The sequence below is a fragment of the Alteromonas sp. V450 genome, from assembly GCF_001885075.1.
Lineage (GTDB): Bacteria > Pseudomonadota > Gammaproteobacteria > Enterobacterales > Alteromonadaceae > Alteromonas.
On sequence record NZ_MODU01000004.1, the window covers coordinates 2,983,457 to 2,997,426 of the forward strand.

At 44.6% G+C, this 13,970-nt stretch carries 13 protein-coding genes; 9 read left to right on the forward strand and 4 right to left on the reverse strand.

All coding sequences use genetic code 11. The features are described 5' to 3' along the window. Positions 1-93: 93 nt before the first annotated feature. From BK026_RS12980 to BK026_RS13010, 6 genes are all read left to right on the forward strand, one after another. Positions 94-1,272, forward strand: coding sequence for a DUF418 domain-containing protein (locus BK026_RS12980; RefSeq protein WP_071817644.1), 1,179 nt, complete (start codon positions 94-96; stop codon positions 1,270-1,272). A gap of 140 nt (positions 1,273-1,412) precedes the next feature. Continuing rightward, positions 1,413-2,354, forward strand: coding sequence for a hypothetical protein (locus tag BK026_RS12985; protein WP_256253802.1), 942 nt, complete (start codon positions 1,413-1,415; stop codon positions 2,352-2,354). A gap of 201 nt (positions 2,355-2,555) precedes the next feature. Continuing rightward, on the forward strand, positions 2,556-3,572 hold the full coding sequence (locus BK026_RS12990) for a ligase-associated DNA damage response exonuclease (protein WP_071816202.1): 1,017 nt from the start codon (positions 2,556-2,558) through the stop codon (positions 3,570-3,572). Next, on the forward strand, positions 3,572-5,302 hold the full coding sequence (locus BK026_RS12995) for a cisplatin damage response ATP-dependent DNA ligase (RefSeq protein ID WP_071816203.1): 1,731 nt from the start codon (positions 3,572-3,574) through the stop codon (positions 5,300-5,302). Before BK026_RS12990 ends, BK026_RS12995 begins: the two co-directional genes overlap by 1 nt. A gap of 98 nt (positions 5,303-5,400) precedes the next feature. Further along, on the forward strand, positions 5,401-5,976 hold the full coding sequence (gene yeiP / locus BK026_RS13000; protein WP_071816204.1) for an elongation factor P-like protein YeiP: 576 nt from the start codon (positions 5,401-5,403) through the stop codon (positions 5,974-5,976). Positions 5,977-6,111: 135 nt separating this feature from the next. Next, a protein-coding gene (locus BK026_RS13010) for an IS3 family transposase (RefSeq protein ID WP_143142110.1) occupies positions 6,112-7,316 on the forward strand; the annotation gives its coding sequence in 2 pieces (ribosomal slippage) (positions 6,112-6,484 and positions 6,484-7,316; 1,206 coding nt in all). Positions 7,317-7,387: 71 nt separating this feature from the next. Here the strand turns inward: BK026_RS13010 and BK026_RS13015 are convergent. After that, positions 7,388-8,356, reverse strand: a complete 969-nt coding sequence (locus BK026_RS13015; RefSeq protein WP_071816205.1) for a carbohydrate kinase — start codon at positions 8,354-8,356, stop codon at positions 7,388-7,390. Between the two features lie 265 nt (positions 8,357-8,621). Here BK026_RS13015 and BK026_RS13020 point away from each other — a divergent pair, with 265 nt between their 5' ends. Together BK026_RS13020 and BK026_RS13025 are read left to right on the forward strand one after the other, a co-directional pair. Beyond that, a complete protein-coding gene (locus BK026_RS13020) occupies positions 8,622-9,797 on the forward strand; it encodes an ROK family transcriptional regulator (protein WP_071816206.1) in 1,176 nt (391 codons plus the stop codon). 14 nt (positions 9,798-9,811) lie between these two features. After that, entirely contained in the window at positions 9,812-10,717 is a 906-nt protein-coding gene (locus BK026_RS13025) for a homocysteine S-methyltransferase family protein (protein WP_071816207.1), read from the forward strand. 32 nt (positions 10,718-10,749) lie between these two features. On the opposite strand, the gene BK026_RS13030 is transcribed toward BK026_RS13025, so the two are convergent. Next, complete coding sequence (locus tag BK026_RS13030) at positions 10,750-11,511, reverse strand: hypothetical protein (RefSeq protein ID WP_071816208.1); 762 nt, start codon at positions 11,509-11,511, stop codon at positions 10,750-10,752. 119 nt (positions 11,512-11,630) lie between these two features. On the opposite strand from BK026_RS13030, the gene BK026_RS13035 reads away from it, so the two are divergent. After that, on the forward strand, positions 11,631-12,530 hold the full coding sequence (locus tag BK026_RS13035; RefSeq protein WP_071816209.1) for a LysR family transcriptional regulator: 900 nt from the start codon (positions 11,631-11,633) through the stop codon (positions 12,528-12,530). Here BK026_RS13035 and BK026_RS13040 read toward each other — a convergent pair. Both BK026_RS13040 and BK026_RS13045 read right to left on the reverse strand, forming a co-directional pair. Then, complete coding sequence (locus tag BK026_RS13040; RefSeq protein WP_071816210.1) at positions 12,523-13,182, reverse strand: glutathione S-transferase family protein; 660 nt, start codon at positions 13,180-13,182, stop codon at positions 12,523-12,525. The two genes, BK026_RS13035 and BK026_RS13040, sit on opposite strands and share 8 nt — an antisense overlap. Further along, positions 13,182-13,790: a glutathione S-transferase family protein gene (locus tag BK026_RS13045; RefSeq protein WP_071816211.1), complete on the reverse strand. Its 609-nt coding sequence runs from the start codon at positions 13,788-13,790 to the stop codon at positions 13,182-13,184. The genes BK026_RS13040 and BK026_RS13045 overlap by 1 nt, the downstream gene beginning before the upstream one ends. Positions 13,791-13,970 lie beyond the last annotated feature (180 nt).

Here is a 13,970-nt window from a genome sequence, read left to right on the forward strand (position 1 = left end):
CGACCCCATGCATTTTCTTAGCGTAAACTTCAGCGCAGAGTTTTTTACCTTATTATGCTTTACGAATTAGCGATTTTCTTACAAGGACCGTACATGCGAATTTACTCAATAGACGCCGTTAGAGGTTTAGCCATTCTTGGCATCTTATTCATGAACATTACGTTTCACCAAAACGGTTACGCTAACTATGCATTTTTTGAAGAGCCGCTATTATCTGACACGGTTATTTCACTTTTTAACTCGCTGTTTTTGGATGGACGATTTCGTTCTCTGTTCTGCCTGCTGTTCGGTGCGGGTCTGGCAATTCAATTTGAGGCCTGCGAAAAGCGCGGACACCATTTTTTAGATTTCTCACAAGCCAGACTTAAATGGCTGTTTGTGTTTGGGCTACTGCATGGCGTATTTATATTCAGCGGCGACATCTTGCTGTATTACAGCCTGTGCGCATTTTTTATTTTAAAACACTTCACACTCCCTCAAGATGAACTCAAAAAGAAAAGTATTCATTACCTTATTGTGGGAAGCGCAATTATGTTAATCGGTGGGCTCGTCATGGCGTTTGTTTATGACATGGGGGCTGAACTACCAATGCGCCCCAGTGAAACATTTAATGAAGAAGCGGCCTTGTGGCAAAGCGGCTATTTAGCACAGCTTGGTATTCAAGCATCGTTTATGCTGTCTACGGTTATTGTCGCGCCATTCACTATGCTGTGGCAGTCTATGGGGCTTATGATGTTTGGTGCATACCTGTATAGAACAGGCTTTTTTAATCACGGCTTCTCATTAGTGGTCTTTAGGAAGTTAGTTTTGGTTGCTATCGTCACATCTATCATCACAGCACTTCCACAATTTTTATTCGAACAGGTAACGTTAGATGTGGTGCCCATGTTCACCAGTATTCCAGCTATTTTTTGTGCTTTGGTATACGCTCACCTATTGATAAACATAAAACATACTGCAGCGTGGTGGTATCAGTCGCTTATAAACTGCGGCAAAGTTGCACTCACGCTCTACCTAACTCAATCAATAGCACTCGCCGTGCTCTTTCGCATCGTCATGCCGGCATATTTTCCAAACTTTATTTACAGCGTAACGTTACTTGATTTGCTTCTGGTCACCATTGTCTTCACCGCAGTACAAGTTATTTTGGCAAACGCCATTAATAAGCACTTCAACCAAGGCCCCTTCGAAGCCCTATGGCGAAAAATGTATTTGCGCAGTTTTCACAAAAAGCAAAAATTGAAACAAGATGAGATAGAGCAACTCACCTAACGCGATGTCGCTTGCACCTTGAAAATTGTGTCTATACTGAACAGTAAACGTAACCTAAATAAGTAGGCCTGCTAAGCTTTACTCTACATTAAAGGTTAGCAGGCCCAATGGCTTTTCCTAAGCTATTGAGGTAAATAGGCATGATACAAAATCGACGTCGAGTAGGGCTATTTTCAATAGCAGCGGTGATGATAATTTGGCACCTTTTCTGCCAACGTGCTTTTGCAATTGTGTTGGACAGTGCGCAAACATCACAGCTCGCCCCTAGCAGTTACGAAGTTAAGATAGTCGAAAGTAGTGAGCTCGACTATGCCTCTCATGCCTATTACTCAGCATTACTACGATTAGCACTTAGCAAGACAGATGACTCCACTAAGCCAACTTATCTCGTGGAGAGTAGAAGTAATTTAGTTCAGGAACGTGTCCTGCGCCAGCTAAATCGAGAAAGGGGAATTGACGTGTTTTGGACAGTGACGTCAAAACTACGTGAACAGCAGGCCATTCCGGTGCGGGTCCCTCTATTAAACGGGATCATGGGCTATCGCGTCTCTTTGATCCGCCAAAGTACTCTACGTGAGTTTAACAATGCTCGTAGCGCGCCTGACCTGAAGCGGTTTGTTGCAGGTCAAGGTCACGACTGGCCCGATTTTCAAATTCTAGAGCACAATGGGTTTACTACGTTAGGAACCAGTAATTACGACATTATCATTGAGCTTTTAAAGGCTGGCAGAATTGATTACTTTCCTCGTGCGGTTCATGAAGCGGTGATAGAGGCTGAATCGCTAAGCGATCCAAACATTATCATAGAGCCTTCCGTTTTATTGTATTACCCGTCTTACGTATTTTTTTTCGTTTCACAATCGAAACCTGAATTAGCGCAGCGGATAGAGCAGGGATTAAATATTGCTCGAAAAGACGGAAGCTTCGCCGCGTTATTTGATGAGTACATTAATTTTAAGGATATTGAAAAGGCGCTGAATCTTTCAGAGAGAACCGTTCTCAAACTTGATAATCCGCACCTCTCCGAAGCGACGCTAGACGCGACAGCATCAGAAGCCCTATATCTTGAGGTTTTAAATTAAGTAGCTCGAGCTACACGTTACAGTCATCTCTGGCGGTTTATAGAACGACTACAACATTGGTAATCAGCGCTACTTCTGAAAATCATAAAGCTTGAGTGATGGGCGGTTTTCAATAATTTGCCACGTTAACATATTAAATGGTCGCTTTTAGCTATTCACTACGTAACAAGAGCATTATTTATTTAGTGGATAATATGTATCGTGCATCCATCAACATGGCTAAAAACTGATGACACCGGCCTTTATTGCGAACCGGGTGAATTTTACATCGACCCAATGAATGAGGTCGCCACCGCGCTTGTCACACACGGTCACGCTGACCATGCACGGGCAGGGCATCACCGTGTATACGCAAGCCCAGAAACGCTGGCGATTATGCAAACCCGCTACGGTGAAGATATGGCTACTCACCAGCACGCTGTAGCTATAGGTGAAAGCATTAATTTTAACGATGTAAAAGCCACATTTTATCCAGCAGGCCATATTCTTGGCTCTACACAAATTCTTATCGAATATGCAGGCTACCGCGTTGTGGTTTCCGGCGATTACAAGCGCCGTCACGACCCTACTTGCCCGCCTTTTAAAGTTGTACCTTGCGATGTGTTGATTACCGAAGCCACTTTTGGGCTTCCTGTCTTTAAGCACCCGCCCATTGAACATGAAATTGAAAAGCTCCTTCATTCGTTGCGCGTATTCCCCGAAAGATGCCATTTAGTTGGCGCATATGCATTAGGCAAATGCCAGCGGGTTATTTTAGCGCTGCGCGAGGCGGGTTACGCAAAGCCCATCTACTTACATGGTGCGCAGCTAAAGCTGTGTGATCTCTATAAGCAATTAGGAATAGACTTAGGCGAGTTAATACCGGTGTCTGAGGTCGCGGATAAAAAAACATTAGCCGGTGAAATAGTCATTGCGCCGCCTTCTGCACTTGCCGATAGGTGGTCACGAAGCTTGCCTAATGTACGCCCTGTTGTGGCATCTGGATGGATGCAAATCCGTGCTCGCGCTAAGCAAAAAAATGCAGAGCTACCGCTTATTATCTCCGATCATTGCGACTGGCCTGAATTGCTGCAAACCATTGAAGAAGTCAACCCGAAAGAAGTGTGGGTAACTCACGGCAGAGAAGACGCCTTGATGTATCAGGCAGAGAAAATGGGCTTTAAAGCCAGAGCGCTATCGCTAGTCGGTTATGATGAAGAAGAGCAAGGAGGCGATTAGTGGACGCATTTAGTCACTTACTTGAACAGCTGTATTTCACGTCTGGAAACAAAGCTAAAGCGCAGCTTATCGCAGACTACATTGCCAATACGCCAGACCCAGACCGGGGCTGGGCGATTGCTGCTATGGCAGGCACGTTGCGGTTCGAATTTTTTAAGCGCAACACGGTAAAAAAGCTTATTACCGAACATACCGATCCTGCGCTTTTTGCCATGAGCTATGACTATGTGGGTGAGGTTAGTGAAACTGTGGCCCATTTATGGCCTTATAGCGAGCCTTCAGATTCGCTACCCACGCTTACCGAAGTGGTACAAACCTTTGCATCCGTAAGTAAGCAGAAAGTTTCTGAGACGCTAGCCCACTACCTAACAATAATGACACCCGCGCAGCGCTGGGCATTATTAAAATTAGGCACGCGGGGATTACGTATAGGCGTGTCGGCTCGCTCTATAAAGCAAATATTGGCCGACTATGGCAATAAAGACATCAAAGAAATTGAAACACTTTGGCATGCGGTTACCCCACCTTACGTTGACATGCTTAGCTACCTAGAAGGAAAAGCCGACAAGCCTGATATTGAAAACGCCGTCACCTTTCATCCAGTTATGCTTTCTCATCCCATTGAAGATAGCGATATCAACGCTTTCACCAAGGACACGTGGCAAATTGAAAACAAATACGACGGCATTCGTGTGCAGCTTGTCGTTAAGGCAAATAACGCTGTTGATGATAAAACTCAAAAAGGAAGTGGGAGCGATGGCGACGAGTCTGAAAAAGCTCTTTTTTCTCGTACTGGCGATGATATTAGCCACTCATTCCCCGACTTACTTGAGTCTGTCAGCGGCAATATGGTGCTAGATGGAGAGCTACTGGTTATCCATAATGTGGAACATAGCCATGGTTTAGCAAAGGATTCAGTTAAAAAGGGGGGGAGCAATGTGAAAGCGCAGAGCGATGACAAAGGCGTCTTCGCTTCATCCGCCACACAGCCTGACGTGGATACCTTTAATGCGCTTCAGCAGCGCCTTAATAAAAAGAAACCGAGTAAAGCGCTACAGTCTTCCGCCCCGGTTGGGCTAATCGTTTACGATGCTTTAGTGCTTGATGGAGAAGATCTAACCGATAAAACACTAAAAGCAAGGCGCAATGCCCTTGAAGAATGGTTTCAAAAGACGAGTAACAGCCGCTTGTTTCTTTCTGAAACACTCAATGCCACTTCCCCTCAAACTTTGCGCCAGCTTCACACCCAAGTATGCGAAAATCGTGCGGTAGAAGGGCTGATGATAAAGCGCTTAGACAGCAGGTACATACCCGGCAGACCCAAAGGCCAATGGTTTAAATGGAAGCGCGATCCGCTGGTTGTGGATGCGGTAATGATGTATGCACAGCGCGGGCACGGCAAGCGCTCCAGCTTTTACTCTGACTACACGTTCGGCGCTTGGGAGGACAATCAGCTTCTGCCTATCGGAAAAGCCTATTCCGGGTTCACCGATGAAGAACTTAAAAAACTAGATAACTGGGTAAGACGCAATGCCGTGGGACGGTTTGGTCCGGTGAGAGAAGTGAAAAAAGAGTTAGTGCTTGAAGTGGCGTTCGATGCGGTACACCCTTCATCAAGGCACAAATCAGGTGTTGCGCTTCGCTTTCCCCGTATCCATCGAATTCGCTGGGACAAGCCCGCCAATGAAGCTGACACCTTAGCGAATGTTAAAGCGTTAATAGAAAACTAAGCCCGCAAAAACACTTCCTAAGTTAGACAAAATCGCAGAGAATGGGGTGAGAAAAAAGTAGGCGTATGCCTTACAAAACACATTAATAGGAAGTCGCCATGCCTAAGGCTAGTGAAATTAAAAAGAATAACACCGTGGTATTTGACGGAAAAACTTGCATTGTAAGAGACATAGAACGCTCTGTGCCTCAAGGTCGTGCTGGTGGCAGCATTTATCGCATGCGCATGTACGATGTAGTTACAGGCGCCAAATACGATGATACCTTCAAAGACTCAGACACCCTAGATATGGCTGATTTAATTCGTCGCCCTGCTATGTTTTCGTATATTGATGGCGATGAATATGTGTTCATGGATAAGGAAGACTACACCCCTTACCATTTGAGTAAAGAGAGTATTGAAAACGAAGCTCTGTTTATTAACGAAGAGACCGATGGCATTCAGGTGGTTATTGTTAGTGAAGTGCCCGTTGCCTTAGACTTACCAATGAGCGTGGAACTTGAAGTGGTTGAGACCGACCCATCTATTAAAGGTGCGTCAGCTACCTCTCGCACTAAACCGGCAACGCTTTCAACTGGCTTAGTCGTACAGGTGCCAGAATATATCAGCACCGGTGAATGGATAAAGGTTAATACCGAAGAGCGCAAGTTCCAAAGCAGAGCCGATAAGCACTAGGCCGACTTGACGTATTAGCTTACGCTGCTCATATAGCTTTAAATGACAAAAAAGGGTTCTATCGAACCCTTTTTTATTGCCTGTGACCCATCCTAAATAGCGTTGACACTTTTCAAACTTATTTTGGAGAGTGTAATGAAATCAAATAGCAGAAGAACTCAACGTGATTATTCCCTCGCTTTTAAATTGGCTGTTGTAGACCAAGTTGAAAAAGGCGAGTTCACCTACAGGCAGGCTCAAGATCACTACGGAATACAAGGTTGCTCAACTGTTTTAGTTTGGCTTCGTAAGCACGGTCGTTTAGATTGGACGGATGGAACACCGAAGTTTCTAACGCGAGGCCACGTCGTGGATAAACCCAAAGCAGAACTCACCCCCGAACAGCGAATTAAAGCGCTAGAGAAAGAGCTTGCTGATACAAAAATGAAAGCTGATTTCTTTGAAGCCGTTGTAAATGTCCTTGAAAGTGACTATGGAGTAAGCGTTGTAAAAAAGCGCAAAAGAAAGTCATCCAAGAAAAAGTGATAGGCGGAGTGTCCGTTGCCAAAGCCTGTCGTTACCTGAAGATTTCTCGTCAGGCTTACTACCAATACTGCGCTCGCTCACTCAAGCGCGAAGCGCTTGAAGGTCAAGTCATTCAGTTCGTCCGTCAGGAGCGAATGATGCAACCTCGCATCGGCACTCGGAAACTACAGTATCTGCTTGCGCTCGAAAAAATGGATATCGGGAGAGACCATCTCTTTAATTTACTGAGAGAAAAGCGGCTATTGGTGCCGACAAAGCGCGCGTATCACAAAACAACCAACAGCCATCATCGGTTCCGTCGTCACCCTAATCTCATTAAAGCGGGTTTCAAAGCAGAGAAGCCCAATCAGCTTTGGGTAGCGGATATCACGTACTTACCGACGCGAAGTGGAGAGAGTTATGTAAGTCTCATTACAGATGCTTATTCGCGGAAGATTGTGGGCTATCAGGTTGACGATAACATGCGAACGCAGTCAGTAAAGCAAGCATTTACTCGAGCGCTTAAACAAAAAAGTACAAAAGAAAAGCTCGTGCATCACTCAGACAGAGGTATACAGTATTGTTCAGAAGAGTATCAAAAACTCCATAGAAAACATGATGTACAGTGCTCGATGACAGATGGCTACGACTGCTATCAAAACGCCCTTGCAGAGCGAATAAACGGTATTCTTAAAAATGAATACTTACTCCATAAGCCACGAGATTTAGAAGAAGCGAGAAAGATGGTTGCAGAGTCAATAGCAATCTATAATGGTAGGCGGCCACATCAGGCCCTTAAATACAAAACGCCCGATGAAATACATCGGGCGTTTTAACCGAAATAAGTGTCAACCTATTTCAGGACTAGTCACTGCTACACAGCTTTGAAAGCGTTTTTTTAACGCTTCTACTTTGCGATATTTTCCTGCGTAGGCAGCGCGCTGAATGCGCCGTATTGCGTAACCGTGTAAGCCCCGCAACGAATAGCAAACTCAGTGGCTTCGCTAACATTTTCAAAGTTTTCGGCCCACGCATCGAACTCATCGGCGTTTTTAACTTTAGTAGAAAGGAAGTACAAGAACCCACCGATGAATGAATCGCCGGCTGCGGTGGTATCTTTCACATCCATTTTGGGCGATGCCAATGTGCCGCTGAACGACTTAGTAATATAGTGAATTGGCTCACCACCGTCTGTTACCAATACAACTTTCACACCGCTATCTAGCCACTGCTGTACTTTTGCATCGGCATTCTCTTCGCCGTACAGCTCTGCAAGCTCTTCGCGGCTTGCCTTTAAAACAGAGACTTTTTTAGCCGCCTCATCAATACGCGCTGGTGCATTGGCAGTATCATCCCAAAACGCCGGGCGATAGTTAATATCTAGACACACCATCATGCCGTTTTCCTTCGCCTTGTTTAAAATAAACTCGGTGCCAGGGATAAGCTCAGGGCCAGAAATTGAGCCAGAACAAAAATGAAGTACCGTATTCTTGTTGCAATCAATCGTCGACAAGTCTTGTTCTGAAATGTGCTTATGCGCGGCATTGTCAACGTAGAAGTCGAACGAACGCTCGCCGTTTTCATCTAAGTTTACAAACGCCAGTGCCGTGTTCCCTTCTTGTGTGGTCCACACGAAGTCGGTATTCACTTTATAGTGCTCAAGCATTTCTTTAAGAAACGCCCCAAAAGTATCGTCACCTACCTTTGACACCATCGCACTCTCGCCACCCAGTTGAGCAACGGCAACCGCCACGTTAGCAGGCGCACCACCAGCATAAGGCTGAAAAGGTTTCATTGCTGGTATGTTGCCATCTTTGGGCGCTGCACCTTGGCTTAACATATCAATAAGCACTTCACCTAAACACAAAATCTTCATACCAGCCTCGCTCAAAAAATTTCAAAAAGGTCGTTCACTCTTACGCACTGTGCGTAAGGTTAACGAATCGTTAATTAATTGGAGCATAGTATTGACGAACAAACCCATTAAATCAACCTAATTGATTTATATTATTCGCAATGATTTACAGATGTCGATCTATAGTCTTCAAACCAAAAGACTTTTGAGAAAAAATAGACACTGTTGAAGCGAAGCGTTCTTGTTATTACACTCTTTACACACTTATTGGTAGATAGTAATTACTTTGAATATTGAATCGGCGTTTCACCTGGCATCACAAAAAAACGCACCAGAGTTACTCGATAATCGCTCAGCGAATGAGCGCGCGATCCTAACCTTAATTCGGCAACGTATTGCATTACCTAAAGCTGAAATTGCACAGCTGACTGGGCTATCGGCGCAATCTGCAACGGTAATTATCAAGAAGTTGGAAAGCGATGGCTTAGTTAAACGCTTAACGCCTATTAAAGGTGGCGTCGGTCAGCCTAAGGTTCCTTTTGGATTGAATGCTAATGGGGCATTCAGCATTGGCCTTAAAATAGGTCGTCGTAGTTTTGATATGACCTTACTCGACTTAAAAGGCAAGGTTAAAGCAACGCTGAACGAAAAGTTTGCCTATCCAACGGTAAGCAATCTACTTAACTTCGCAGAGCGGGCATTCAATGTTTTAACTAAAAGCTTAGATACAGCGCAACAAAGCCTGGTGAGAGGGTTAGGCATAGCTATGCCTTTTGAAATTTGGAGTTGGGCAGAAGAAGCTGGCGCACCGAAAAAAGAGTTAGACGAATGGAAAGAGTTTGACCCGCAATCCACACTTGAAAGTTTATTAAACCTACCGGTTTTTATTAAAAATGACGCGGGGGCCGCATGCAGCGCGGAAATGTCTTTTGGCAATCCAAAGCGCTTTGAGAGTTTTTTATACATTTTTGTTGGTACGTTTTTAGGCGGTGGCCTGGTACTCAACAACCAGCTTGTCAATGGCAAAACAGGTAATGCTGGTGCTATCGGTTCTTTACCTTTTTTTAGTCAAAATAAGCAGCGCCAGTTAATTGCGCAGTCTTCGCTTTATCTATTGGAAAGAAAGCTCAATCAAGCAGGTGAAGATGCCAATCACATCTATGAGTCGCCTTCGCATTGGCAATGTGATGAGTCTATTGTAGAGGCTTGGATAGGCGAAACGGCCAAAGGGCTTGCGTTTGCTTCACAGTGCGCAATGAGCCTTTTAGACTTAGATGGCGTAATTATTGACGGCGCAATACCCGGCAATATCAAAGAATTATTGGTTGAAAAAACCCAAAGCGCGTTGAAGCAGGTAGATATGCGCGGGATTACACCTGCGCGAATTAATCCGGGACATGTTGGCGTCAAAGCCCAATCTATTGGAAGCGCGAATTTAGCGCTTCAGGCTAACTATTATTAATTATTAAGGTTTTAATGACAGTAAGTAATACAGCGATTCATATTTTAGATGGTGGCATGGGTCGCGAACTTGAAAAGGTTGGTGCGCCTTTTAAACAACCAGAATGGTCAGCGCTGGCACTGATGCAAGCCCCTGAGCTAGTGCGAGAGGTACACACCCACTTTCTAAATGCTGGTGCCACTGTCATTACTACAAATGCCTATGCCCTCGTTCCATTTCATATTGGTGAAACCGCGTTTAACGAACAAGCATTTTCGCTGGCCGAGTCAGCGGCTAAGCTAGCAAGGGAAGCCGTCACTTTTCAGCAGCATAAAAGCGATAAGTTGTCGGTCGCGGGCTGTGTGCCACCAGCCTTTGGCTCGTACCGTCCAGACTTATTCGATGCGGGTCGAGTGGCCGAAATTTTAACACCGCTGATTAAAGCACAAGCCCCTTTTGTAGATATTTGGCTTATTGAAACGGCTTGCTCTATTGAAGAAGCTAATGCTGTAGTTTCATTAATAAAGAATCTTTCTTCCCTTCCTATATGGCTGTCATTTTCTTTGCAAAACAGAGCGTCGTCCAATGAGCCTATGACTCTTCGCTCAGGCGAGCCGCTAGAAAAAATAACGCCGTTATTGAGCCATGTTGATAGCGTGCTATTTAATTGTTCACAGCCAGAGGAAATGGAAACTGCACTGGCAATTACGCGACAGTTGAATGAAAACATTGCTACTGGTGCATACGCCAATAGCTTTTCAGAAAGAAAGCGTCAGCATGAAGCTAACGCAATTTTGTCAGAGTTGCGCAACGATATAACACCAGAGCGCTATGCGGATTACGCTCAATCATGGATAGCGGCAGGCGCCAGTATTATTGGAGGTTGTTGCGGCATAGGCCCTGAGCATATTAAAGCCATAAGTGATAGCATAAAACTTTAAAACTGAAATCACGCTAGCGCAAATGAAGTGCGTCAGTACGCAAAATCCTGTGTTTCAAAGTACACTAGCACAGGCGAACCGCAGTGAGAAAAAACCTCAATAATTTGAGCCTTGCTCGGCACACTTTCGCCCTGTTTGTTTTCTAAGGTTGTCTGACAATCGTCGACGATAAACAATGCATCATACGATGGGCGTTCGCCAATGAGGTGAATGTATAAATACTTGTCACCGAGGCTGATGCTAGTCCACTTTTCATCAGGCTCATCTGTAACGCTATCTTCGTCAGAATGCGATGGTTTGTACTGTTTTACTAAGCGACGTTTAAATAATAGCTTTTCAAATATTAGCTCCGATTTTCCTAACCACTTAGTGCCACCCCGCTCAAAATGACCTTTATAAAACTGTGCTGGAATAGAAAATCTTTCACCATCAACAAGTTTATTTAAATCGAAGTTTTCCGGTAACAGCGTCACCATGTTACCGTGAGACGTTGCACCTGCTTGTAGATACGCAATGAGCTTAGCTTTATGCGCACTTTTTACTGTATAGATAAGTTGGTAATCGTGTGGCGAGTAATAAAGGGGTAAGTGACTCGCATAGAGTGTAGCGCCATCTGTAAATAACACCATACCGTGAGAACCAACTCTTGTATGATTTTTATGATCAGCGTGTATTGAAGTAATAGCCTTAGGTGCTTTACTCATGCCATTTGCACTTAGTTCTTCTGTGGTTGTCGCTGTTGCCCCTGTGCACACCATATATAAACACAAGACAGTAAAATAAAAACGCTTCATAAATCTTTCACGCTTAACAACAATTTTATTATGACGATACTGGCACAATAACCACTTACAATTAAGCTACAATAAATAAGCAATTAATTCTTAACTGGAAACAATAAAGCGACAAAGCTATGGATATTGAAGACTTAAGAAAGTTTATTGTTGTTGCGCAACATGAGAATTTGAACAAAGCATCTATGCATTTATCAGTCACCACAGGCGCATTGTCTAAAGTGGTGAAAAGGATAGAACAAAAGTTAGAAAGCCAATTGTTTGACCGAGTAGGTAAGCATATTCGACTCAACCAACGGGGAAACAAATTCCTTCTTTATGCCACTCATCTTGTGCACGAAGCCGATCAGGCGCTCAGTGAGTTTAGGGGCAATACTGCTTTATATAACATTACTGTTTCTGGCCCATCGCTCTTGCTTCAATATTATTTGCCAACTTTGCTTGCTAAACCATCCTCTGTACAAGATCGTTTTCACGTTAATATCAATGCTTGCTGGGAAGGGAAAGCGCTGGAAAGCGTTTCTAGAGGGGGAAGCGACGTGGCTATTGCCACCTCTTTTGCAATGGAAGAACGAGAGCAAGACCCGTCATTACATCGCATATCATTAGGGTCGTCTACCTATGTGGTTGCAGCCGCAAAAAATCACCCTGCGGTAGCTGAAGCAAAAAACAGTACATTAACAAGTCAAAGTTTGTACGCTTATGCTTTTGCTTGCCCTGACGTTTCACCTTTTTGTGGAATAAAGCGGGGTATAGGTTCTGATGGGTGGCGAGACGACAAAGCCCCCCGCTCCATACACTATCGATGTAATGATTTTGGCACCCTGCTGTCTATTGTCAGGCAAGGGCTGGCTTTGGCCTACGTACCTGACTTCATAGCGAAAAGCCATGATCTTACTTGCGTGTCCGTATCAGATTATGACTTTTGCCATGAAGAGCATTTTGAGTTGATTTACAAACCGAGTATGGCATCAGGCTGGCTCAATCGGTTTGTCGATTCAGTTAAACGCGTTATTTAGTAACCACATTTTTGGCGCCTTTAAGAAGCGCCTCTTTATCAATTTTATTGGGCACTTCTACGCCACGCCTTGCTGCAGGTCTCGCTTCAATACTGTTCTTCCAACGTATTAGGTTGTCCAAGCCTTCAATGCTAACGCCAGACCATTCGTAGGTACGCACCCAACACCAGTTCGCCATGTCAGCAATACTATAGTCGTCAACCAAATACTCTCGATTTTCTAGCCTCCCATCAAGCACAGTAAATAGGCGGCGCACTTCATTTTGATAACGGGCAATCGCCACTGGGATTTTTTCTTCTAAATAACGGTGGAACACGTTTGCTTGGCCCATCATAGGTCCAATGCCGCCCATTTGAAACATGAGCCACTGCATAACCTGGCTTTTATGCTTGGCGTCACTGGGTAAAAACATTCCCGTCTTTTCAGCCAGATAAACCATGATAGCGCCAGACTCAAAAACCACGTGACCGTCGGCCTCCCTATCAATAATAACCGGTATACGTCCATTGGGGTTCATTGCCAAAAACTCTGGGGTTTTCTGCTCGCCCTTCATTAAATTTACAGCATGGGCGGTATATTCAAGCCCCATTTCTTCAAGCGCTACCGAGGCCTTCCAGCCGTTCGGCGTAGCGGCAGTGTATAAATCTATCATTAGGCTTTTGCACTCTCTCTGTTACTCACTGCCTCATACCAGCGCGCTAAATTAACGTGTTCCTCGGTCATACGGATTTTTACCACTCGGGCGAAATCCATAGCGCATAACGCCGTTATGTCTGCGATAGAGAAAGTATCCCCTGCGATATATTCTTTTACACCAAGTCGTCGCTCTAAGATATTGAGGTATTTAGACGCGTTGATACCCGCTTCTTTGCCATATTCCGGTACGGGAGTCATGCGATCTTTAAAGTATCCTGTTGTATGCTGGAAGCACATGCCAATTTGCATCATGAAAGCGAACTCTACCTGGCGCTGCCACATGGATATTGTGGCTTTTTCAACGGGCGTTGTTCCCATTAGTGGGGGCTCTGGTTGCAGTGCTTCAAAGTATGTGCAAATGGCATCGGTTTCTGCGATGCAAGTGCCGTCATCTAGCTCTAGAATGGGTATTTTTCCCAACGGGTTTTTAGCACGCATTTCAGCACTTAGGTTTTCACCTTTTTGGATGTCGACCTGAACATATTCAGCGTTAATACCTTTTTCGGCTAAAAACATACGTACTCGACGCGGGTTGGGTGCCGTTTTCGTTTCGTAGATTTTCATAATGACTGTCACAAACCTTATGACGGTTGTTTACAATAGGGGTAATACTAGATTAGTAACTGCACAAATCAGTTTCAAATCACTCTGCCTATGTATGGAACTATTCAGTACTTTTATGGTTATACCTCTAGGGCGCAACGCGCTGTCTAAAGCGCTAACCATCACTAGGCGACTATTGTG

What these genes read in the sequence shown, in the direction of transcription:
- BK026_RS12980 (WP_071817644.1), top strand. Translation starts at nt 94, where the DNA reads ATGCGAATTTACTCAATAGACGCCGTTAGAGGTTTAGCCATTCTTGGC.
- BK026_RS12985 (WP_256253802.1), top strand. Translation starts at nt 1,413, where the DNA reads ATGATACAAAATCGACGTCGAGTAGGGCTATTTTCAATAGCAGCGGTG.
- yeiP (WP_071816204.1), top strand. Translation starts at nt 5,401, where the DNA reads ATGCCTAAGGCTAGTGAAATTAAAAAGAATAACACCGTGGTATTTGAC.
- BK026_RS13015 (WP_071816205.1), bottom strand. Translation starts at nt 8,356, where the DNA reads ATGAAGATTTTGTGTTTAGGTGAAGTGCTTATTGATATGTTAAGCCAA.
- BK026_RS13025 (WP_071816207.1), top strand. Translation starts at nt 9,812, where the DNA reads ATGACAGTAAGTAATACAGCGATTCATATTTTAGATGGTGGCATGGGT.
- BK026_RS13030 (WP_071816208.1), bottom strand. Translation starts at nt 11,511, where the DNA reads ATGAAGCGTTTTTATTTTACTGTCTTGTGTTTATATATGGTGTGCACA.
- BK026_RS13035 (WP_071816209.1), top strand. Translation starts at nt 11,631, where the DNA reads ATGGATATTGAAGACTTAAGAAAGTTTATTGTTGTTGCGCAACATGAG.
- BK026_RS13040 (WP_071816210.1), bottom strand. Translation starts at nt 13,182, where the DNA reads ATGATAGATTTATACACTGCCGCTACGCCGAACGGCTGGAAGGCCTCG.
- BK026_RS13045 (WP_071816211.1), bottom strand. Translation starts at nt 13,790, where the DNA reads ATGAAAATCTACGAAACGAAAACGGCACCCAACCCGCGTCGAGTACGT.